This is a genomic window from Methylobacterium sp. C1, assembly GCF_001854385.1.
In the GTDB taxonomy this organism is placed as follows: domain Bacteria; phylum Pseudomonadota; class Alphaproteobacteria; order Rhizobiales; family Beijerinckiaceae; genus Methylobacterium; species Methylobacterium radiotolerans.
Genome location: NZ_CP017640.1, coordinates 225,214 through 246,392, shown reverse-complemented (window position 1 = coordinate 246,392; position 21,179 = coordinate 225,214). Strand labels below are relative to the sequence as shown.

Annotated in this window: 15 protein-coding genes and 1 pseudogene; 8 read left to right on the top strand and 8 right to left on the bottom strand. The window is 72.3% G+C overall.

What is annotated here, in order from left to right; all coding sequences use genetic code 11:
- Positions 1 to 129 precede the first annotated feature (129 nt).
- Positions 130 to 1,572 carry a cytochrome ubiquinol oxidase subunit I gene (locus tag BKE41_RS01185; protein ID WP_012317217.1) on the top strand — a complete coding sequence of 481 codons (1,443 nt, stop codon included), beginning with the start codon at positions 130 to 132 and terminating at the stop codon, positions 1,570 to 1,572.
- A gap of 5 nt (positions 1,573 to 1,577) precedes the next feature.
- Positions 1,578 to 2,591: a cytochrome d ubiquinol oxidase subunit II gene (gene cydB / locus BKE41_RS01180; RefSeq protein WP_012317216.1), complete on the top strand. Its 1,014-nt coding sequence runs from the start codon at positions 1,578 to 1,580 to the stop codon at positions 2,589 to 2,591.
- A 258-nt stretch (positions 2,592 to 2,849) separates the two neighbouring features.
- Here the strand turns inward: cydB and BKE41_RS31875 are convergent.
- From BKE41_RS31875 to BKE41_RS01140, 8 genes and pseudogenes are all read right to left on the bottom strand, one after another.
- Positions 2,850 to 3,434 (bottom strand): annotated as a pseudogene (locus BKE41_RS31875) (alpha/beta hydrolase); the annotation flags it as partial.
- A gap of 64 nt (positions 3,435 to 3,498) precedes the next feature.
- Positions 3,499 to 4,782, bottom strand: coding sequence for a hypothetical protein (locus tag BKE41_RS01170; RefSeq protein WP_058607534.1), 1,284 nt, complete (start codon positions 4,780 to 4,782; stop codon positions 3,499 to 3,501).
- Complete coding sequence (locus tag BKE41_RS01165) at positions 4,779 to 6,557, bottom strand: alpha/beta fold hydrolase (RefSeq protein WP_070998300.1); 1,779 nt, start codon at positions 6,555 to 6,557, stop codon at positions 4,779 to 4,781. The genes BKE41_RS01170 and BKE41_RS01165 overlap by 4 nt, the downstream gene beginning before the upstream one ends.
- Positions 6,547 to 8,982: a beta-mannosidase gene (locus tag BKE41_RS01160; RefSeq protein ID WP_070998298.1), complete on the bottom strand. Its 2,436-nt coding sequence runs from the start codon at positions 8,980 to 8,982 to the stop codon at positions 6,547 to 6,549. Before BKE41_RS01160 ends, BKE41_RS01165 begins: the two co-directional genes overlap by 11 nt.
- Before the next feature lie 8 nt (positions 8,983 to 8,990).
- Complete coding sequence (locus BKE41_RS01155; RefSeq protein ID WP_070998296.1) at positions 8,991 to 9,962, bottom strand: DUF1839 family protein; 972 nt, start codon at positions 9,960 to 9,962, stop codon at positions 8,991 to 8,993.
- A 4-nt stretch (positions 9,963 to 9,966) separates the two neighbouring features.
- On the bottom strand, positions 9,967 to 10,926 hold the full coding sequence (locus BKE41_RS01150; protein ID WP_107645281.1) for an amino acid--[acyl-carrier-protein] ligase: 960 nt from the start codon (positions 10,924 to 10,926) through the stop codon (positions 9,967 to 9,969).
- The gene (locus BKE41_RS01145; protein ID WP_012317209.1) at positions 10,926 to 12,089 is read right to left on the bottom strand and encodes an acyl-CoA dehydrogenase family protein; all 1,164 of its coding nucleotides are present in this window, start codon (positions 12,087 to 12,089) and stop codon (positions 10,926 to 10,928) included. The genes BKE41_RS01150 and BKE41_RS01145 overlap by 1 nt, the downstream gene beginning before the upstream one ends.
- Positions 12,086 to 12,334 (bottom strand): acyl carrier protein, encoded by a 249-nt coding sequence (locus tag BKE41_RS01140; RefSeq protein ID WP_199825845.1) that lies wholly within the window; start codon positions 12,332 to 12,334, stop codon positions 12,086 to 12,088. The genes BKE41_RS01145 and BKE41_RS01140 overlap by 4 nt, the downstream gene beginning before the upstream one ends.
- 390 nt (positions 12,335 to 12,724) lie before the next feature.
- Between BKE41_RS01140 and BKE41_RS01135 the strand changes: the two genes are divergently transcribed.
- From BKE41_RS01135 to BKE41_RS01110, 6 genes are all read left to right on the top strand, one after another.
- Positions 12,725 to 13,813: an acyltransferase gene (locus tag BKE41_RS01135; RefSeq protein ID WP_024827826.1), complete on the top strand. Its 1,089-nt coding sequence runs from the start codon at positions 12,725 to 12,727 to the stop codon at positions 13,811 to 13,813.
- Positions 13,814 to 14,080: 267 nt separating this feature from the next.
- Entirely contained in the window at positions 14,081 to 15,250 is a 1,170-nt protein-coding gene (locus BKE41_RS01130) for a glycosyltransferase (protein WP_053620690.1), read from the top strand.
- A gap of 11 nt (positions 15,251 to 15,261) precedes the next feature.
- Positions 15,262 to 17,457 (top strand): polysaccharide biosynthesis tyrosine autokinase, encoded by a 2,196-nt coding sequence (locus tag BKE41_RS01125; protein ID WP_029360463.1) that lies wholly within the window; start codon positions 15,262 to 15,264, stop codon positions 17,455 to 17,457.
- Positions 17,454 to 18,680: a glycosyltransferase gene (locus BKE41_RS01120; RefSeq protein ID WP_199825823.1), complete on the top strand. Its 1,227-nt coding sequence runs from the start codon at positions 17,454 to 17,456 to the stop codon at positions 18,678 to 18,680. The genes BKE41_RS01125 and BKE41_RS01120 overlap by 4 nt, the downstream gene beginning before the upstream one ends.
- 44 nt (positions 18,681 to 18,724) lie before the next feature.
- A complete protein-coding gene (locus tag BKE41_RS01115; RefSeq protein ID WP_043072936.1) occupies positions 18,725 to 19,861 on the top strand; it encodes a glycosyltransferase family 1 protein in 1,137 nt (378 codons plus the stop codon).
- Positions 19,842 to 21,086, top strand: coding sequence for a glycosyltransferase family 4 protein (locus BKE41_RS01110; RefSeq protein ID WP_029360460.1), 1,245 nt, complete (start codon positions 19,842 to 19,844; stop codon positions 21,084 to 21,086). The genes BKE41_RS01115 and BKE41_RS01110 overlap by 20 nt, the downstream gene beginning before the upstream one ends.
- Positions 21,087 to 21,179 lie beyond the last annotated feature (93 nt).

The following is a 21,179-nucleotide window of genomic DNA, read 5'->3' as shown; positions in this document are numbered from 1 at the left end:
AGCGGCGGCCTTGATCCAGCGCAATCGCCTCGCCGCGCTCAGAATCGCGGCCCCGGCCTTGAGCTGAATCAACGCGTCCGCGTCCGGGCCGCGGCAGAGCTGCCGCGTTTGTCCCCCCTGGAGACCGCGATGTCCGCCCTCGAACTGCCGAGTGCAGTCAACCTCGCGCGAGCCCAATTCGCGCTCACCGTCGTCTGGCACTTCCTGTTCCCGGCCTTCACCATCGGGCTCGCGAGCTATCTCGCCGTGCTCGAAGGCTTCTGGCTGCGGACGGGCAAGGCCGTCTATCTCGACACCTACCGCTACTGGCTCCGCATCTTCGCCGTCGCCTTCGCGATGGGCGTCGTGTCGGGCCTGGTCATGAGCTACCAGTTCGGCACGAACTGGTCGGTCTTCGCCGACCGGACGGCGCCGGTGCTCGGGCCGCTCCTCGGCTACGAGGTGCTCACGGCCTTCTTCCTGGAAGCCGGCTTCCTCGGCGTCATGCTGTTCGGCTTGGAACGGGTCGGCAAGGGACTGCACTTCCTGGCGACCTGCCTCGTCGCCGTCGGCACCCTGACCTCGGCGTTCTGGATCCTCTCGGCCAATTCCTGGATGCAGACGCCCACCGGCCACGTCGTCGGGCCGGACGGCCGCTTCAACCCGGCCGACTGGTGGGCGATCGTCTTCAACCCGTCCTTCCCCTACCGCTTCGCCCACACGGTCACGGGCGCCTACCTCACCACCGCGATGATCGTCGGCGCCGTGGGCGCGTGGCACCTGCTGCGGGACCGGGCCAATCCCCGGGCCCGGCTGATGTTCTCGATGGCCATGTGGATGGCCGCCGCGGTGGCGCCGGCCCAGCTTGTGATCGGCGACCTGCACGGTGGCAATTCCTACGCGCACCAGCCCGCCAAGGTCGCGGCCATGGAGGGGCACTTCCGGACGGAGCGCCGGGCCCCCGCGATCCTGTTCGGCTGGCCGGACGCGGAGGCGGGTGAGGTGCGCGACCGGATCGGGATTCCCGGCCTCGCCAGCCTTTACCTGACCCACGAGCTCGACGGTGAGGTCCGCGGGCTCAACGACATGCCGCGCGACCTCTGGCCGACCAACCTCCCCCTGGTCTTCTGGTCGTTCCGGATCATGGTCGGCCTCGGCCTGCTGATGATCGCCCTCGGCCTCGCCGCGCTGTGGTTGCGCCATCGGGGGCGGCTCTATGACACCCCCTGGCTGCACCGCTTCGCCGTCGGCATGGGACCGTCCGGCCTGATCGCCGTCACGGCCGGCTGGACGGTGACGGAGGCCGGCCGTCAGCCCTTCACGGTCTACGGCGCGCTGCGCACGATCGACAGCGTGTCCCCGGTGGCGGCCCCGGCCGTCGCGGCGTCGCTGGCGGCCTTCGCGGCGGTGTACCTCGCGGTGTTCGGCGCGGGCATCTGGTACCTCCTGCACCTGTTCAATCAAGCGCCGCATGCCCACGAGCCCGGGCCGCCGCCCGGACAGCCGATCCGCACCGCCGGCATCACGCCCGCCCCCGCCCTCGTCGCCGGCGCGCAGGATGCCGGCCGCCCCCTCGCGCAGCCCGCGGAGTAGTCCCGATGTCCCTCGATCTCACGCTCATCTGGGCGCTCCTCATCGCCACCGCGGTCTTCCTCTACGTGGTGATGGATGGCTTCGACCTCGGGGTCGGCATCCTGTTCCCGGCGGTCCGCGGCAAGGCGGACCGGGACGTCATGGTCAACACCGTTGCGCCGGTCTGGGACGGCAACGAGACTTGGCTGATCCTCGGCGGCGGCGGGCTCTTCGCGGTGTTTCCGCTCGCCTACGCCACGATCCTGCCGGCGCTCTACATGCCGCTGATCCTGATGCTCCTGGCGCTGGTGTTCCGCGGCGTCGCCTTCGAGATGCGGTTCCGCGCGGCCTCGCCCGGGAGCCAACGGACCTGGGACCGGTCCTTCTCGTGGGGCAGCTACGTGGCGACCTTCTGCCAGGGCATCTGCCTCGGCGCCCTGGTCCAGGGCATCCGGGTCGAGGGCCGCGCCTACGCGGGCGGCTGGTGGGACTGGCTGACGCCGTTCTCGGTGCTGACCGGCGCCGCCCTTGTGGCCGGCTACGGCCTGCTCGGCGCCTGCTGGCTGATCTGGAAGACGCAGGGCGACCTCCAGCTCCGGGCCTACCGGCTCGCGCGCCGGCTCGGCCTCGTCACTCTGGCGGCCATCGTGGTCGTCTCGGCCGCGATGCCGATCCTGAGCGAGGCGTTCCGGGCGCGCTGGCTGTCCTGGCCGAACCTCGCCCTGGCCGCGCCGGTGCCGGCTCTGGTCGCGCTGCTGGCGTGGCGCTTCTTCGTCGCGCTCGATCGACGGGCCGAGGTGACGCCGTTCCTCTGTGCCCTGGGGCTGTTCCTGATGTCGTATGTCGGGCTCGGGATCAGCCTGTGGCCGATGATCGTCCCGCCCGCGATCTCGATCTGGGACGCGGCGACCCACCCGAGCAGCCAAGCCTTCCTGCTGGCCGGCGCGGTGGTCCTGGTGCCGATGGTCCTGGCCTACACGGGCTACGTCTACTGGCTGTTCCGCGGCAAGGTCGCGGCGGGCGCGCCGGGCTATCACTGAGGCCGCGGCCCGTCGCGGGCGCGGGCCGGCGTGGGCGCCCTTGACGAAGCGCGCGACGTCGTCCGCGACCGAGAACCGGAGATTGAACGGGAAGCTCATCGCGTGAACGATCTGCCCGTGGCCGAGACCGGGGTAGATCTTCACGGTCTCCTTGCCGTCGAAGCCCCGCAGCGCGCGGTCGAGCGCGAGGGTTCCGGCAGGGTTGACGTCGAGATCCGCCGCGCCGGTGGCCAGCAGCATCGCGGGATGGGAACCCGCGGCGTGGTTGATCGGCTGCAGAGCCGGGTCGCTGCCCACGAACACCTGGCGATCCAGCGGATCGGTCAGAGCCGACGTCGCGTAGGGCCCGGCCAGACCGACGATGCCGGCGAGCTTCGCGGGACTCGAGCCGGCCCTGTCGAGCCAGGTCCGGTCGAGACCCAGCATCGCGGCGGCCCAGGCCCCCGAGGAATGCCCCACGACGGTGACGCGGGCGGGATCGCCGCCGTACGCGGCCGCGTGCGCGATGGTCCAGGCGACCGCGGCGGCGTTGTCCGCGAGGATGTCGGGGAGGGTCGCCGCCGGGACGTGGCGGTACTCGGGGATGACCGCGACGACACCCCTGCGCGCGAACGCCGCGCCGACATAGGCGACCTCGTCCTTGGATCCGGTCCGCCACCCGCCGCCGTACAGGAACACGGCGACCGGCCGCGGCTTCCCCGCGGGTGGCCGGTAGATGTCGGCCCGGTGCTCGCTCCCGGCAGCGTAGGGGACGCCCTTGTCGACGTGCACGTCCAGCGGCGCGAGCGCGTTCAGGACCGCGAGGGTCAGGCCGACAATCGTGTCACCCAGGTAGCTCAGCATGGACTCGGCCTCCGTCGGGTCGGAGTTCAGGCGCGTCTCTGAACGGGCCGCGTGGGCGGTCGCTCTACGTCAGCTCGACGACGCCGAGGCGGTCTGTGACCGGGATCGGCACCCGCCTGCCCGCGGGAAGATCCACCACGCTCACGGCGCCGTCGTCGTCGAAGCGATGGAGGCGTGCCCGCCGGGGCTGCCGTGACAAGCAGAGCTCGGCGGTGCGCGCCGGCATGTCCGGCCGCGCTGCCCGGCCGCGCCGGTCCCAGCCGTCGAGGCCGAGCCAGATCGGGACGAGCGTCGCCCCGTCCCGCCGCACGAAGCGCGCGGTGACGAGATCGGGAACGGGGGCGGCGAGCGTGACGTCGCGGTCGGCCGGAACCGCGGCGATCTCCGCGGCGGGGGCGCCGAACAGCCGGACGAGGTTGCGCACCGCCGCGAAGGCGGGTGTCGGCCGGCCATCGTGGGCGAGGAGGCCGAAACGGCTCTCGGGATCCGCGTCGCCGCGGTCGAAACTGGAGATCAGCTCGTACAGGTAAGTCCGCCGCACACCTTGAAGGTAGCTCCAGAGCAGCATCCGCGGGAGGTATCGGGCGCGCAGGCCCGGCGAGATCGGCAGGTGGGCGCTGCCGGTGGCGAGCGCCGTGTGATAGCCGTTCTCGGTCGCGATCACCGGCGCGTCACCGAAGACCGGGCGCGCGGCCGCGACGAAGCGCGCGAGGCTGCCCCCACCGTCGGTTTCCGGGTGCTCGGCCCCCGGATAGGCGTGGATGTTCGCGAGGTCGACCACCGCGGCGAGGTTCTGCGCCGCCGCGACGTTGCCCTGGATGTAGCTCGGTCCGGCAACGCGGACGGCCCGGGCCCGGTCATCCGCCCGCACCGCGCGGAACAGGGCCGCCTGGTGATCGGCCGACAGCCGTGCGAGGCCCGGCCGCGCCGCTACCGGCGGCTCGTTGCCGCCCTCCGCCACGAGGAGCCCGTCGCCGGCCCAGCCGGCGATCTCGGCGAAGCGCTCGGGTGGCACCCGCGGCCCGGGCGTGAGCCCGTCGTAGAAGATCAGGCTGAAGCGGTAGCCCCGGTCGGCAAGATCGGCGATCCGCTCGAACTGCCCGGCCGGCTCGTCACCGATCAGCACGATGTCGTCGCGCAGGTGCCGGATCCCGAGTTCGTCGAGGGCCTGGGCGCAGGCGGCGAAGCGGTCGACGTAGGGGCTGCCGCGATGGCCGAGATGCACGTTGACGCCGATCGAGTCGATCAGCGCCTCGCAGCGGTGCAGCGGCTCGGCCGCGGCGGCGCGACCGGACGCGAGGGCGCCCGCCGCCAGGGCGAGGGCCGACCGGCGCGTGAGCCGGGTCACGTCCGGCCCGCCAGGGTCAGCTCGCCTCGCGGCGCGGCGGCGGCCGCGGTGACGCGCGTCGCGTGGGCGCGCCGGACAGCCCGCAGGAGATCCTGCAGCGCCTCGGTGACGCGGGCCTGAGCCTCTTGGGAGCCGAAATTGTGGTCCACGCCCGGCACCACCGTCACGGGTGCGCCGACGCGGCGGTCCGCTGGGCCGGGCGAGCGTCCGAGATGGCGGCGGACGGCCGCGAGCCCGGGGTCGCCGGCACTGTAGAGCAGGCGGATCTCGGCCCCCCTGCGACGCAGGGCGGCGATCCGCCGGGCGGGCGAGCCCCCGGGCGGTCCGGGGCGGAGAGCCCGGCGGATCCTGCGAAACGCGGCCACGATTCCGCGCCGGGCCAGGGCGGCGGCGATCGCGAGGATCCGGATCTCGCCGCGGATCAGCCGGCGCCACGTCGCACCACGCTTGAGCAGAGCCGCGTAGGTGGACGCGCTGCCGAAGGTCTGCCGGATGACCTGGTCGAGGTCCTGATCCGGATCCCAGTCGAAGCAGTAGAGGTTGAGCAGCAGCGCCCCGTCGACCCGGCGGTCCCGACAGAGCGCGTGGAAGGCCGCGTAGGCGCCGCTGCACCCGCCCACGAGCAGGATCGGGCCGCCCGTTCCGGCGATCGCGTCGATCGCCGCCGCGACGTCGGAGAAGCCGTCCGCGGCGAAGAGGGGCTTGCGGCCGTCCGACCGGTCGTCGCTGTCGCCGATGCCGCGCAGGTCGAACCGGAACGACGCGACCCCCTCAGCGGCGAGGCGCCGGGCCAGATCCGTGGTCTGGCGCCCCCAGCCGGAATGCACGCTCATGCCGGTCGAGACGAACAGGATCGTCGGCGCCGCTCCCTCCCCTCGGTCCGGCCGGCACCGGATGCCGAGCAGGCCGTGGCCGAAGCGGACCGGCACCTCCGCCCAGCCCGGCCCGGTCAGACCGTTCGCGAGCCGGCCGTCGGCGGCGGTGCCGCCGGATCGCGGCCCGGCGACCGGCATGCCTTCGGTCGCGAAGCCGATCACGCGGGCGAAGTCCGCGTCCGGGACATCGGAGAAGATCGGGTCGGCGACGAGCGCCGCGAGACCCGGGAACGCGCCCGTCGCCACGTCGCAACCGAGGGCGCCGAGGCGGGCGGCCAGCGCCTTGGTCTCGGCCGCGAGGAGCAGCGCGTGTCCGGCAGGCGCCCGCCGGAGCCGCGCGAGATTCAAGTCGGCGAGATCGGCCAGGAACGCGGCTTCCATCCGGAAGCCGCCGACGGTGAGGCAATCCGGGTCCTGCGCCGGGGCGGACCCGTCCGGCAGGCGGCCGATCGTCTGCGCCCGCAGCCGCATCTCGCGGAGATAGGCGCGTCCGGTGGTGACCGGCGCCAGCAGGACGAGGCGGTCCACGGCCTCGCCCTCTGCGGCCAGCGCCGCGAAGGTCGCGCCGAGGCGCAGGCCGACGACGACGATCTCGGTGACGCCGGTTGTCGCGCGCAGGAAGCGGACCGCCCGCCAGACCGCCGCGACGCAGGCATCGACCCGGGCCTCCCCGGGATCGGCCGAGTCCCCCTCGCCCGGATAGTCGAAGCGCAGCGTCGGGCAACCTGCCGCGGCGAGGCCTTCGGCCAGCGAGCGCCAGGGCCGATGCGCGGCCATCTGCTCGAATCCGTAGGCCCCGCAGAGGACCACGCCGCGCATCCCGGCCGCCGGATGAAGCCACCCGAACAGCCCCTCGAACGTCACCGGCACCGCGGCCTCGGACCGGACCTCACCTGTCATGACCGAAGTCCACGATCTCGCCGCTGTTGATCGCCCGCACGCACCCGCGCGGAAGCCGGGCGGCTTCCGCGAACCTGATGATCCGGCTCGACCCGGGCGCGAGATGGAAGCCGCTGTCATCCGGCCGCGCTCCGGGGGCCAGAACCTGAACGCCGAGGGCGAAGCGCTCGGTGCTGATCCGCAGACCCGGTCCTGCCCCGGTCGCCACCGGCTCGGCCCTGAGCCCGACGGCCGATTGGTCGACCGGCCGCGCGCCGGGGAAGTAGAAGCTCTCGGCGATCGCGCGCCCGTCGGCGTCGCTCAGCCGCGCGTGCGCGAGATCGTGGATGCGCGGTCCGAAACAATAGCTGTCGGTGGCGTCGAAGAAGCGGCCGAGCAGGGCGGCAGAGGTGAGCGTGAGCGCCGCCCGCGAGCCGACCAGAAGGTCGCGCTCGGCGCGCGCCGCGACGCGGCCCGCGACATCGCAGAAGGTCAGCGTCAAGGTCAGCGCACGCGCCGCGGCCGTCTCGTTGAGGACGTGGACGTGCAGGCCGTCGAGGCCCTCGTCGGCGAGGAGAACCTGGACCGGGCGGAAGGCGCGCTTCAACGCGTACCAGGCGGATTTCGGCCGCTGCGTCCAGTCGATCACGCCCCAGCCGGCGCCCGGCGCGAGGTCGCGCAGCATCAGGACGATGCCGCCGGCCGTCGGCGAGCGCGGGCGGCGCCACTCCGCGAAGGTCGCCTCCATGACCTCGGCCACCGCGGCGCGGCCGAGGTCGAGGTAGCGGTCCGGGTCGTCGGCGCGCAGCGCGGCCGGATCGACGTCGTAGAGCGCGGCGACGTAATGGTCGCGCACCCCCTCGAAGTCCCAGTCGGCACCCCGATCCCGCGGGATGCCGGCCTGCCAGAGCGGATCGGCCGGCCCGGTCGGGCTCGGCGTGCCGGGATCTGGCGGGTTGGCGAAGGCGAGGCACTCGCTGGCGAACCCGACCTCGGCCCGGCGGGCATCCTCGAGCGGACGACGATAGGCGCCGACACCGAAATAGTGGGTGCAGCCCGCGCGCGGCGAGAAGGGCAGGTCGCCACCCGAGGGGGAGTTCGGCGTCACGACGAGATCGGGGCGCCGCTCCGCGACGCGTTGTGGAAGCGTCTCCACGCAGAAGGTGTCGGCCCAGACGGCGCGCGGAGCACCGAGCATCGCCGCCTGCTGCCAGACCTCGCTGCCGCCGCAGACCACGCAGAGCGACGGTGCGGTCTGCGTCCGGTCGAGGAATCCCGACAGCTCGCGCTCGAGCGCGGCTGCGAAGGCCGGATCGTCGTGCGGGTAGTCGAAGTTGGCGAGCATCAGGTCCTGCCAGACCAGGATGCCGAGCTCGTCGCAGAGGTCGTAGAAGTCCGGGGCTGGATAGAGCGTCGTCCCCGGGACGCGCAGCATGTTCATGCCGGCCTCGCGCGCCAGCCGGAGCAGCGTCTCAGTGCCGTCCGAGCCCAGCCCGACGAGGTCCGGCGGCGTCCAGACGGCGCCCCGGCAGAAGACCGGCACGCCGTTCACGGCCAGCGCGAGGCCCTCCTCGAAGGGCCGCGCGAGCGACAGGGTCCGGAAGCCGACGCGGCCCAGGTCGATCCGCGCACCGTCGACGCGGATCTCAACCGGGTGGAGGTTCGGCGCGCCGTGAGTATGCGGCCACCAGGGCGCGATGCCCGGCAGCGCCAGCTCGCCCGCGAACAGCCCCGGCTCGACCGCGGCGAGCGGGATTTCCTCGCCGCCGCACCGGAGGATCACGGGGCCGACCGGCCTGTCGACCCGCAGGCGCACGGCGAGGCGCCCGACGTCGCCGTCGAGCGTGGAACGCACATCCGCGGCGCTCGCGCGGGGGCGGACAGGCTCGACTGTCAGCGGGCGGTAGGGACCGACGAGGTCGATCCCGGGGCACCAGCCCGGCATGAAGCCGAGGACGCTCGTGCGCACATGGCGCAGCGACCCGGGCGTGATCATCCGCGGCCGCCAGCGCCCGCGCTTGGCCGGACGGTCGAGCTCCGACCCGAGCGCGCGGAAGCAGAGGACGAGATCGGAGACGTCGCCGAGGACCGCGTCGACGGCGTGTTCCTCGAACATCGAGCGCACGCACAGGAGCGGGACGCCGTCGAGCCAGACCTCGGCGATCGTGGCGAGACCCGCGAAGCGCAGCCGGGCCGAGCCGGAACCGGTGATGCGTGTCCGATACCAGACGTCGCGATCGTGGATCGGCTCCGGCGTCGCCTCGCTCCAGCGTCCGGCCGCCCGCAGGGCGGACGCGGCGGTGCCGGGAACCTCGGCCGCGATCCAGTCGGTGACCCCGTCGAGCTCGCCGGGGCCCGCGCAGGCGCCCGGCGGCGTCACGGCGAGCCGCCACGGCCCCAGCTGGACCTCCGGCGCCCGGTCGTCGAGGCTGCGGATGCGGGCCATCGCGGCGCTCAGCGGTCCAGCGCGCGGTCGAGATCCGCGAAGACGCGGTCGTAGGTCGCCGCGAGGCGGTCGAGGCGCGGCGCCAAGCCGTCGGCCGAGCGGCGGTGGAAGGCGCGGGCGAGCTGGAACTGGAAGGCCTTGGCCTCGCGGCTCAGATCCGCCGCGGCCGCGGCGGCCGGCGCGAATCCGCCGGCCTCCCGGTCTTCGAGCCACGTGAGATGGCTGGCGAGCATCTCGAAATTGGCGCCGAGCTGGCGCGTCGTGTTGAAGGCGTAGGCGTGGAACACGCTGAGCGGCCGGACGACCAGATCCCCGGCGGTCGCCGCGAGGGCGTCGCGGAACGCCAGGACGGGGTTGCGCCGGGGTGCGCGTGCGCGATGCCGGACGAGCAGTTCGCGCGCCACCGTCGGCAGCTCGGCCGTGCCGAGCGGCGGGGCGACAGTCTTCACGAACTCGGCGTAGGGCGGCAGCGTCGCCGGCCCGAAGATGCCGCCGTAATCGTCCCCCGAGAGCCGGAAACGACCCGCATTGTGCAGGTAATCGAGTTCCCGGGCCGCCGGATCGAGGGCCAGGATGCCGATCGTGGTCTTGCCGTGCTCGCGGCCGTAGGTGGTCCCCTGCGTGTCGGGCAGGTAGATCGCGTCGACTTCGACCAGGACCGGCCGGCCGGCCGCGGCCTGGATCTCCGCGTGGTTCTCGAGGCCGCCGTAGACCGCGAGTTCCAGCACTTCCAGACCGTAGAGGCGCTCGATATCGCCGGTCGGCGGCTTGAAGAAGGTGAACTGGTCGCCCTCGAAATCCTGCCGCAGGGTGAAGCCCAGCATCGCCTCCGGCACGAGGCCGCGGCCGTGCAGGAGCTCGATCCAGAGGTCGACGTAGCAGTTCGTCTCCGGCCAGTCGCGGCCGGTATCGTGGAGCGGGTGCGGGACGTGGGGTCCCGCGGCTCCGAGACCGACCGGCAGGCGCAGAGCGGCGGTCACCGCCTCAATCCCACAGCTCGGCGCGCACGGCCTCCGGCCAGGCGGCGAGATCGAGCCCGTGGTGGCGCAGGAGCGCCAGGGTGATCCGCTCCAGGCCGAATCCGACGCAGGCCGTGTGAGCAACCGCGCCGTCCGCCTGGCGCAGCTCCCATGTGCTGCCGAAATGGTCCTGGTGATAGTTGAAGCTGAGGCAGGCCGTCGGCTTGTCGACGCTGTTGACCGGGACGTTCAGCTCGAACTTCAGCCCCTGAGCCCGCTGGTTGTTGGCGAGCATCCGGCCGGCGCGGCCGAAGAACGGGTCGTTGGCCGCGTCGATGGCGAGGGGCAGACCGAGGGCGCGCATCATGGCCGTGCCGCGCTCGAGCCAGGTTTCGCGGAAGGCCAGAACCTGCTCGGGGCTGCCCATGCGCACGTACTCGCGCATCCGGAAGAGCTGCATCCGGGTCGGCTCCAGCGACGGCTCGCGCCGGAAGCAGTAGGATTGCAGGTCGAACAGGCGGCCCTCGGTCGGCAGCGCGCCCCGCGCGGCGGCGACCGGATAGACCGGGTAGCAGGCCGCGGGCGTCAGCACGACGTCGGTGGCCTCCTGCTGGCCGGTCCAGTCGGTCCCGGCCTCGAGGCAGGCGAGGATCTCGGCGTGTCCGCGCGCGTCGCCGCAGAAGCTGTGCACGGTCCCGGCGAGGTTCGGGAAGCCCTTGAAATAGCCGCTGCGCTCGAAGGCCGGGCGGCTCATGGCCGGCGGGAACCGCAGCACCTCGGCCCCCTCGGCGGCCCCGAGGCGCGTGATCATCCGGTCGAGGGCGTCGACGACGCTCTCGAAGCCGCCGCTGCGGCCGTAGAGGCCGTCGACGCCGGTCCGGACGAGCAGGCCGCGGTCGAACAGGCGTTCGAGGAAGGTCGGGCCGCCGGCCGGCTCGTCCTCGAGCAGGACGACGTCGCCGGCGGGAGAGGAGATCGATTCCATCACGCACTCATGAGCTGGCCGCTGCCCTTCTGCACGAGCAGGAGCTTGGCGGTGTTGGCGAGGATGCGGTCGTTGCCGATCATCAGCGGCGCGGAGAGGACGTCGCGCAGCGGCCGTCCCAGGCTGAAGGGCGTGTCGTTCCGGTAGCCGGCGAGACCGACGATCGCGAGCGCCCGCCGCACGATGTCGACCGCCATGTCGGAGACGGTGACCTTCAGATTGTTGAGCATCACGCAGAAGCCGACGGAGCCGATCGTGTCGGCGTCCCCGTGGGCGTCCTCGAAACGGCGTAGGGCCGACGCGATGGTGCCGCGCATGGCCTGGTGCGCGTTGGAGACCTCGGCGAGGCGCGTCGCCGTCGGCGGCACCTGCCCGGGCCGGCGCCGCGCCTCGGCCTGCACGAAGGCGCGGGCGCGATCGACCGCGTAGGTCGCGATCCCGTACCAGACGCTGCTCCACAGCAGGTGCGAGGAGGCCAGCATCGACTGGGCGGCGATCTCCGCGAACGGCTTCGGCAGGATCTGCTCGACCGGGACGTTCCGGGCCTCCAGGCGGAAGCCCTCGCTGCAGGTCCCGCGCATGCCGAGGGTGTCCCAGTCGCCCGTGCGCACGAGGGAGACCTGGTCGGCCATCAGCGCGACGAGGACCTGATCGGACGTCGCCGCGTCCGGATGGCGCCGCGCCGTGGCGAGGATCAGGTCGGCGTGGGCGCCGTAGGAGATCACCGACGCGTCCTTGCCGAGGGCGAAGACCTCGCCGTTGGTTTCCACCGCGCAGAGGCTGTTCCGGAGGTCGCCGCCGATGCCCGCCTCGGTGGTCGAGGAGGCGACCAGCAGTTGCTCCCGCGCGATCCGCTCCATCAGGCGTCCGTGCCAGGGGCTGTCCAGGCCGTGGGTCACGAGGCTGGACACCTTGATGTGGTGCATCGCGAAGGTCATCGCCGCCGCGCTGCAGGCCTGCCCGAGCGTGCTGCACAGCTCGGCGATCTGCACCAGCCCGGCCCCCTCGCCGCCGAGCTGACCCGGGATCTGGAGGCCGAGCAGGCGCTCGGCCTTCATGGCGGCGACAGCCTCCACGGGGAAGCGGCCTTCGCGGTCGACGGCGTCGGCGTGGCGCGCCGCCACCGCCGCGGCCCGCTCGGCGCGCGCGGCGAGCGTGCTCATGCGGCTTCCTGCTGAATCAGGGAGGAGACGGCCTCGCGGATGGCGCGGATGGACGAGAACGACTTCCGATTCAGGAGCTCGTCGGGGAACTCGATGCCGAAGCGCTCCTCGAGGCCCAGCATCAGCTGAACCGAACCGAACGAGTCCAAGCCGAGATCGAACAGGCTGTCATCCTCGGAGAGGTGATCCGCCTTCCCTGCGAAGGCTTCGTTCGAGCCGAGAATCTCACGGATGTCCTGAGCGATGTTCAAGGCGGAACTCCTTATTCCAGTTGTCGAGACGCTATTGAACCGATCGGCCCGGCGTCAAATTATCTAATGATTAATAGTAAATAGCGGCTGGCACTGGGCAGAACGGGGTGGCGCACTGTGCAAGCGGGAGCTCCGTGCGGCCGGCGTCCCACATTTGACGGCCGCCTCTTTACGATCACTTTCCAGCTCTTGATTTCGTGATCTTCCGTCCAGAGATTTCGCGGATCTAGCAACTCATGCGTGTAATCGCTCCGCCTGAGCTTAATTCGAGACCCGGAGCCATTTAGGACGTTTCGGGACTCGTCGTGACGCGGTGGGGCCATCTCGGCCATAAGGGCGCGATGTCGCCCGTCCCGGGCGGGCCCAGCGATCAGCCGGCGCGCGATGATCTACAACCTTCAAATCCTGCGCGCCGTCGCCTCGTACCTCGTCTTCCTCACGCATTTCGGCCTCTATGTCGGCCCCGTCCTGCCGCGGCCTGACCTCCTCGCCTTCGGGGCGAGCGGCGTCGACGTGTTCTTCGTGCTCTCCGGGTTCATCATGTTCGTGAGCACGAGCGGGCGCCGCGAGAGCCCGGGGGAGTTCCTGCTCCGCCGCGCCTCTCGCGTCGTCCCGGTCTACTGGATCGTGACGATCGGCCTGGCGTTGATCGCGCTCACCGGGCTGAGGCCCATCGGGATCGTGGAGATCCGGACGGATTACGTCGTTCAGTCCCTGCTGTTCCTGCCGTTCTCGCGGGGTGGTTTCATCGAGCCGCTGAACTCCGTAGGCTGGACCCTCAATTACGAGATGTTCTTCTACGTGGTTTTCGCGGGATTGCTGCTGGTGCCCAAGCCCGCCGTCCGGGCGCTCGGCGCAGCCGCGGTCTTCCTCGCGCTGATCCTGCTCGGATTGCTGCCGGCGTCGGGCCTCTACTGGGCGTACTACACCAAGCCGATCCTGATCGAGTTCGCTGCCGGCATCGGGCTGGGCTACGCCTACCTGAGGCTCGGAGTGTTGCCCGCAGGCTTCCCCGCCCGCCGCGTCGCCGGCGCGGTCGTCGCGGCCGCGGTGCTGCTCATCCTCGGCGGCCAGGTCGTCACCGAGGCGCTCGGCGCCAGCCCCGAACTGTCGGGGTTCGCCCGCCCGCTGGTCTGGGGTTTCGCGGCCGTCCTGATCGTGGGCGCGATGCTGCTGCTGGAGCGGGCCGGCATCGTGTTGAAGTCGCGCTGGCTGCTCTCGCAGGGCAATGCCAGCTACTCCTTCTATCTGGTTCACAATCTGCTGCTGCACAGCGCCGCCAAGATCGCGGCGCTCGTCGTCGCGCCCGGCATCGCGCGCGCTGTCCTGATCTTCGCGATCGCGTTCCCAGCGGCGGTGGCCGCGGGGGAGTTGCTGTTCCGGTATGTCGAGGCGCCGGTGATCGCGGCCCTGCGGCGCCGGCTCGACCGGCGCCCCTCGCCGGGCCCCCTGCCCGCCCCGATCGCCTCGTAGATCGCGGCGTCGAGTCCGCAGGCAACCCCATTCCGGCGGCGCGGCGAGCTCCTGACCTTAACGTTAATCGTTCGCAAAAATTAAGTTTACACGTCAGGTTTAAGGCTCGAATCAGCACTATTTTCGATAGTTGCTGGCGCGGTGACCCCTTTTTTAGAGATCACGTCTCTATTACCCTCACATGTGTGCCTACGCTCGCTGCCACAGGCGGGGCCGGCAGGACGGAATGCATTTTCCAGCGTCCGGCGCACCGACGAGGAAGCTGTGATGCGCGTCGCGATTGTTCACGACTGGTTGTATATCGTCGGTGGCGCCGAGCGTGTCCTCGAGCAGCTGCTGCGGATCTATCCGGACGCGGACGTCTTCGCCCTCTTCGACTTCCTGCCCGACGCAGACCGGGCGCGGCTGGGCTACACGCAGGCGCGGACGAGCTTCATCCAGCGCATGCCCTTCGCGCGGACGCGGCACCGCAACTACCTGCCGCTGATGCCGCTCGCGATCGAGCAGTTCGATCTGTCGGCCTACGATCTGGTCATCTCGAGCAGCTACGCGGTGGCGAAGGGCGTCCTGACCGGGCCCGACCAGCTCCACGTCTCCTACATCCACTCGCCCATGCGTTACGCCTGGGACATGCAGCACACCTACCTGCGGGAGAGCGGCTGCGACGCGGGCATGAAGAGCCTGCTCGCCCGGCTGATCCTGCACCGGATGCGCGTCTGGGATTTCCGCACGGCGGCCGGTCCCAACGCGATCGTGGCCAACTCGGCCTTCGTCGCCCGCCGCATCCACAAGGTCTACGGCCGCACCGCCGAGGTCATCCACCCGCCGATCACGCTGCCGACCCTGCGGTACGACGGCCCGCGCGCGAACCACTTCCTCGTGGCCAGCCGCCTCGTGCCCTACAAGAACGTCGAGGCGGTGATCCGCGCCTTCGCGCTGCTTCCCGATCTCGAACTCGTGGTGGCGGGCTCCGGGCCGGATGCCGCGCGGCTGCGCGAGATCGCGGGGCCCAACGTGACATTCTCGGGCTTCGTGCCCGACGCGGAGCTGCGCCACCTCATGGCCACGGCCCGCGCCTTCATCTTCGCGGCCGAAGAGGATTTCGGGATCATCGTGGTCGAGGCCACGTCGGAGGGCACGCCCGTCCTCGCACTGGGCCGCGGCGGTGCCCGCGAGACGGTCCAGACCCGCGGCCCGCAGCGCACCGGGATGTTCTTCGACGTGCCCGAGCCCGAGGCGATCGCCGAGTGCGTCCGGCGCTTCCTGCTGCAGGAGAGCCACTTCACCCGCGAGGCCTGCTGGGCGCAGGCCGAGACGTTCTCGGCCGAGCTGTTCCGCAGCCGGTTCTCGAACTTCGTCGATGACCAGATGGCCCTGCACCGGGCCGCCTGCGAGACGCGCCCGCGGATCGTGCCGCGCCTCGAAGCCGTCGGCTGAGGGCAGATCGCATGTCCTTCCTGACTGTCGATCTGGCCGACCGGGCGCCGGTCCGGGCCCTCCCCCAGGAGCCGGCGCGCGGCGGTCCGCTGGCCGCCGCCCTCGCGCGGATCTGGCATCGCCGGACCCTGTTCCTGGCGGTGTTCGCCGCGGTCCTCGGCCTCGCCGTCACCGCGCTGCTGATGATCCAGCCGCAATACGTGGCGAGCGGCTCGGTGATCGTCGCCGAGGCCGAGCCGGGCGCCAACAACGCCTCGATGGCCTGGATCCAGAAGATCGGCGACCCGGCGGACATCGAGAGCCAGATCCTGGTGATCCGCTCGCCACGGCTCCTGCGCCTCGCCATCGACGACAACCTCGTCGCCGCGGTCCTCGCCGAGTGCCGCTACGCGGCGACCGGCGGTCATCCCGACCGGATCAGCGACAAGAAGGACGCCGCCTGCACGAAGCTCACGACCGACCGCAACGCGCTCGTCGAGTATCTGCAGAGGCGCTACACGGTCCTGAGCTCCGGCCGCTCGCGCATCATCACCATCGGCTACAAGTCGCCGCTGCCCGAGACGGCGCAGACCATGGCCAACGGCCTGATCAACGCCTTCCTGGAAGACCAGCGCGAGGCGCAGGCCTCGAGCCGCAAGGCGGCGGCCGACTGGCTGCACACCGAGATCAGCCAGCTGGACGCGTCGATCCGGGCCGACGAGACCCGCATCCAAACGTTCCGGCGCCGCAAGGGCCTGCTGAAGGGCTCGCTGGCCCCGATCAGCGCCGAGCGGCTCACCAGCATCAGCCAGCAGCTCGCCGCGGCCGAGACCGCCAAAGCGGACGCCGCCGCGCGGCTGAGCGAGATCGAGGCCAGGGGCGCCCGCGGCGCCGACAGCGCCCCGGCCGTCCTGGCGAGCCCGACCATCGTCTCGCTGAAGCAGCAGCTCAGCGGTGTCAGCGCGCAGCTCGCCAACCAGAGCACCCTGCTGGGCGCGAACCATCCGGTCATCCGGGCGCTCGAGACCGAGCAGGCGAGCCTGCGCGCGCGGATCGAGCAGGAGATCGGGAACGTCGCGCGGGGCCTGCGCAAGTCCTACGAGGCCTCGAGCACCCTCGCCAAGTCGCTGCGCGCCCAACTCGAGACCGCGAAGACGGACGCCGCCGCCGCCATGGACGACGAGGCCTCGATCGAGGGCATGGTGCGCAACGCCGAGATCAAGCGCACCCGCTACGCCGATCTGGTGAAGCGCGCGGGCGAGCTCGAGACCGAGCGGCGGATCCTCACCGGCAGCACGCGGCTGGTCAGCCTCGCCGAGCTGCCGCAGGAGCCGTTCTCGCCCAAGGCCGTGCCGTTCCTGGCGGGCGGCCTCGTGCTCGCCGGCGTGCTCGCCGCCGCCGCCGCGCTGCTGCGCGACTACACCGACCGGCGCGTGCGCACCTCGGCGCAGCTGATGGCGGGCACCGGCGCACCGGTCTTCGCGCAATTGCCGAGCCTGGAGACCGCCGGCCTCGTCGGCCGCTTCTCCGAGCGCCAGCGCGAGCTCGACCTCGCGGAGGCCCTGGCGCGGGCGCGGGTCTATCCGGTGATGCAGAACGTCCTGCGCAACCTGCACGCCCATCTCGTGCTGGCCGGCGCCGGCAAGTCCCGCGTCATCCTGGTCACCTCGGCGAAGCCGCGGGAGGGCAAATCCTTCACGGCCTTCGCGCTCGCCGGGATCGGCGCCGCCAGCGGCCGACGGGTGCTCGTGGTCGAGTGCGACCTGCGGCGCCCGAACTTCGAGGCCTCCCTCGGGCTCGGCCGCGGCGCGGGCCTCGGCGGCGTGCTCCGCGGCGAGATCGACCCGGCCGAGGCCGTTGTCCGGGCCGGACGCTTCGACGTCATCCCCGCGGGAACGCCGACGGCCGACTCGACCGAGCTCCTGATGGGCGACCGGATGGCGGACTTCCTCAAGTGGAGCCGCCGCTACGACCTCGTCCTCCTCGACACGCCGCCCACGAGTCTCCTGATGGACGCGCCGATGCTCGCTCGCCAAGTCGACGGCGTGCTCTGCTGCGCCCGCTACGGCCGCTCGCAGCTCTCCGACACCGTCGAGACCGTGGCGAACCTGCGCCGCGCCGGCGGACACGTCCTCGGGATCGCCATGACCATGGTCCGCCCGGGTATCCAGTCGACCTACGACGTGATGCCGCTTCCCGATCCCCGGGCGGCCGCGAGCGCGCGATGACCGACGTGCTTCCCGCCGAAGCGCTCGCCGAGCGCGGCCTCCTTGACCGGGTGCGGGCCACCCGCTCCGACGTCGCCGCTCGGCCGCGCGTCCTGTTCGTGAGTCACACCGGCACCATGTCGGGAGCCGAGCTGGTGCTCCGCGACGCCGTCCGGCCGTGGCCGGGCTCGACCGCGTTCCTGTTCGAGGACGGCGCCCTCACCGAGGCCCTGCGCGATCAGGGCCTGGAGATCCGCCTCGCGCGCCGACGGTCCGCCCTGGCGGGCCTCCGGCGCGATGTCTCCCCCCTGAGCGCGCTGCCGGTCCTGGGCCAGCTCGGCGCCCTGGCTCTCGAGATCGCCCGGGCGGCCCGTGTTTGCGACGTGGTCTACGCCAACTCGCAGAAGGCCTTCCTGCTCTCCGCCCCGGCGGCCCGCGCCGCCGGGCGTCCCCTGATCTGGCACCTGCACGACATCCTCGACAGCGCGCATTTCGGCCGGGCGCAGCGCGTCCTGCAGGTCCGGCTCGCCAATCTCTGCGCCGCCCGGGTGATCGTGCCCTCCGAGGCCGCCGCGCGGGCCTTCGTCGAGGCCGGCGGGCGCCGGTCCCTGATCCGCGTCGTGCCGAACGGCCTCGACGTCGACCCGGTGCCCTGCGGTGCCGCCGCCCTGCGCGCGGAGCTCGGCCTGCCGGACGGTCCCCTCGTCGGCGTCTTCAGCCGCCTCGCGCCGTGGAAGGGGCAGGACGTCCTGATCGACGCGCTGGCGACCCTGCCCGGCCTGCGCTGCGTCGTGGTGGGGGCGCCCCTTTTCGGCGAGGATGCCTACGCGGCGCATCTGCGCGACCTCGCGGCGCGGCGCGGCCTGTCGGACCGGGTCCTGTTCCTCGGCCAGCGCGACGATGTCCCCAGGCTGATGCAGGCGGTCGACGCGGTCGTGCACTCCTCGGTCGATCCCGAACCGTTCGGCCGTACCCTCGTCGAGGCCATGCTGGTCGGCGTGCCGGTGATCGCCACCGACGCCGGCGCGTCCGCCGAGATCCTCGACGGCGGCGCGGCCGGAACCCTGGTGCCGCCGCGGCGGCCGGACCGCCTCGCGGCGGCCCTGTCGGCGCTGTTCGCCGCTCCCGACGCCTTCAGGGCGCGCACGGCGCTCGCGCGCGAGCGGGCGCTGTCCCGTTACGGCGCGGACCGCATGCAGCGCGATCTCACCGACATCATCCTCCAGGTCGCCGGCCGGGCCTGACGGGCCCGCGTTTCCCTTTCCCGTTCGGAGCCGTCAGACCCGCCATGCCGCGCGTCCTCGTCAACATGCCGAGCCAGCATGCCGGTCGGCCGTCGGGCGTCGCGCTCGTCGCCTTCCGGGTGATCGCCGGCCTCGTCGCGCGCGGCACCTTCGCGGTGGTGCTGCGCTCCCCCTGGCGTCGCGATCAGCTGCCGGCGGCGATCCGCGACTGCGTCGAGGTCGTGACGGTGAAGCGGCCGCGGATCATGCTGCTCGACGTCCTGCGCCAGTGCCTCACCGTCCCGCGGCTGTGCCGCGCCCGCGCCATCGACGTGGTGCTGAACATCGATCCCTACGGGGCGGCGTTCGGCGGCCGCGCCCGCGTCAGCGTCGTGCACGACCTCTATTTCCGCACGCTGCCCGGGCGCATCCGCTCCCGCGAGGCCCTGACCACCGACCCGATCTTCCGCCTGGTCCTCGGCAGCAGCGCCCGGGTGATCGCCGTCTCGGAGGCGACGCGGCGCGATCTGGAGCACCACTACCCGCGACTCCGCGCCCGGACGCGGACCGTGCCGTCCGCGGCCATGCTCGACCCGACGGCGGGTGGCTCCGCCGCCGAGATCCCCGCGGGGCCGTACGTGCTCGCGGTCGGCAACGCTCTGTACAACAAGAACTTCGCGACGCTCGCGCGCGCTGTGGTCGGGCTCGGGCGGCCGGGACTCGGGATCGTCCACGTCGGCGAGGATCATGACGAGGCGATCGCAGGCGCGCTCGGCGGCGCGCCGGTCCCGCTGACCCGCCTGTCGCATATCGGCGACGACAGGCTGGCGGCCCTCTATCGCGGCGCGCTGTGCCTGTGCGTCCCGTCCTTCGCCGAGGGATTCTGCCTGCCCGTTCTGGAGGCGCAGGCCCTCGACTGCCCGGTGATCTGCTCGGACCGCTCCGCCACGCCGGAGATCGCGGGCGCCGGCGCCCTCACCTTCGATCCCGCCGACGCGGCGGCGCTGACCGCGTGCCTGCGGCGCCTGCTGGACGAAACCGGGCTCCGGACCGCGCTGATCGCCCGCGGTCGCGACAATGTCCGGCGCTACGACTGGGCCGAGACCGCCCGCCGCTACGAGACACTGCTGCTCGACGCGCTGCGGGACGGCGCGACGGCGCGTACCGCCCGGGAGGTGCCGCATGCGCATCCTGCACCTTAGCTCGCTCTACGCGCCCGAGCAGGTCGGCGGCGCCGAACTGATGGTCGAGACTCTCGCCCGGACCCAGGCGGAGCTCGGCCACAACGTCGCCGTCGCCTGCGCGGCGCGGACCGAGGGCGGACCGGTCCTGCAGGACGGCGTCACCGTCTACCGGACCGGGTACGGAACGCCGTTCCACATCCTCGACTGGTCCCAGCGCGGGCGGGTCGACCGCCTCCGCTACAAGCTCGCGGCGCAGTGGAACCGCCACGCCCTCGACCGGATGATGCGGGCGGTCAGGGACTTCGCCCCCGACCTCGTCAACACCCACTCCATCTCCGAGCTGCCGCCGGCGCTCTGGCCGCTGCTTCGGCGACTCGGGGTGCCGGTCGTGCACACGCTGCACGACTTCACCAGCCTCTGCACCAACGGCGCCATGGTGCGCCACGGGCGTTCCTGCGCCGGCCAGCATCTCAAGTGTCGCCTCTACGCGGCGCCGCACCGGCGCTGCCAGCGCGCCGTGACGGCCGTCACCGCCGTGGGCTCGGACATCCTCGATCGCCACCTCGCCGCCGGCCTCTTCGCCCACGTGCCGCCGTCGCTGCGCCGAGTGATCTGGAACCCGATCCGGCCCGGTTCACCCGTGGCGCGGAGGCAGCGCGCGCCCGGCGCGCCGGTCCGGTTCGGCTATCTGGGCCGGATCGAGGGCGCGAAGGGCTTCGACGTGCTCCTCGAAGCCTGCCGACGCCTGCCGGAGGCGGGCTGGCGCCTCGCCGTCGCGGGCCGCGCCGTGGACGGGCTGGACCGTTACCGCACCCTGGCCGAGGGCCTGCCCGTCAACTTCCTGGGCTACGTGGAGCGCGACGCCTTCCTCGACGGTCTCGACTGCCTCGTGGTCCCGCCGGTCTGGCCCGAGCCCTTCGGCCGGACGGTGGCGGAGGCCTACGGGCGCGGCGTCCCGGTGATCGGCACCGCCACCGGCGGCATCGGCGAGCAGGTCGGGCCGGGCCCCTGGCTGGTCCCGCCGGGCGACGCGTCAGCACTCGCCGCCGCGATGACCCGGATCGTCGCGGAGCCGGCCCGCCTCGCCGAAGGTCTCGCCCGCGCCGCCCGGATCCGCGCCGGCACCGATCCGGTCGCCGTCGCGACCGCCTTCCTCGACCTCTACGCCGCGACCCGCACCGAACCGCTTCCCGAGCTTTCCGCCCGCGCGGAGCGCCCGCATTTCAGCGAGTGCCGTCCATGATGACCCCCTCCCTGTCGTCGAACTACGCCCGGCTCCTGACCGAGGAGCCGCGCGCTCAGGGCCAGGACCGGCCGAGGGATCAGGCCACCGCGC

What these genes read in the sequence shown, in the direction of transcription:
- BKE41_RS01185 (WP_012317217.1), top strand. Translation starts at nt 130, where the DNA reads ATGTCCGCCCTCGAACTGCCGAGTGCAGTCAACCTCGCGCGAGCCCAA.
- cydB (WP_012317216.1), top strand. Translation starts at nt 1,578, where the DNA reads ATGTCCCTCGATCTCACGCTCATCTGGGCGCTCCTCATCGCCACCGCG.
- BKE41_RS01165 (WP_070998300.1), bottom strand. Translation starts at nt 6,557, where the DNA reads ATGACAGGTGAGGTCCGGTCCGAGGCCGCGGTGCCGGTGACGTTCGAG.
- BKE41_RS01160 (WP_070998298.1), bottom strand. Translation starts at nt 8,982, where the DNA reads ATGGCCCGCATCCGCAGCCTCGACGACCGGGCGCCGGAGGTCCAGCTG.
- BKE41_RS01150 (WP_107645281.1), bottom strand. Translation starts at nt 10,926, where the DNA reads ATGGAATCGATCTCCTCTCCCGCCGGCGACGTCGTCCTGCTCGAGGAC.
- BKE41_RS01145 (WP_012317209.1), bottom strand. Translation starts at nt 12,089, where the DNA reads ATGAGCACGCTCGCCGCGCGCGCCGAGCGGGCCGCGGCGGTGGCGGCG.
- BKE41_RS01135 (WP_024827826.1), top strand. Translation starts at nt 12,725, where the DNA reads ATGATCTACAACCTTCAAATCCTGCGCGCCGTCGCCTCGTACCTCGTC.
- BKE41_RS01130 (WP_053620690.1), top strand. Translation starts at nt 14,081, where the DNA reads ATGCGCGTCGCGATTGTTCACGACTGGTTGTATATCGTCGGTGGCGCC.
- BKE41_RS01125 (WP_029360463.1), top strand. Translation starts at nt 15,262, where the DNA reads ATGTCCTTCCTGACTGTCGATCTGGCCGACCGGGCGCCGGTCCGGGCC.
- BKE41_RS01120 (WP_199825823.1), top strand. Translation starts at nt 17,454, where the DNA reads ATGACCGACGTGCTTCCCGCCGAAGCGCTCGCCGAGCGCGGCCTCCTT.
- BKE41_RS01115 (WP_043072936.1), top strand. Translation starts at nt 18,725, where the DNA reads ATGCCGCGCGTCCTCGTCAACATGCCGAGCCAGCATGCCGGTCGGCCG.
- BKE41_RS01110 (WP_029360460.1), top strand. Translation starts at nt 19,842, where the DNA reads ATGCGCATCCTGCACCTTAGCTCGCTCTACGCGCCCGAGCAGGTCGGC.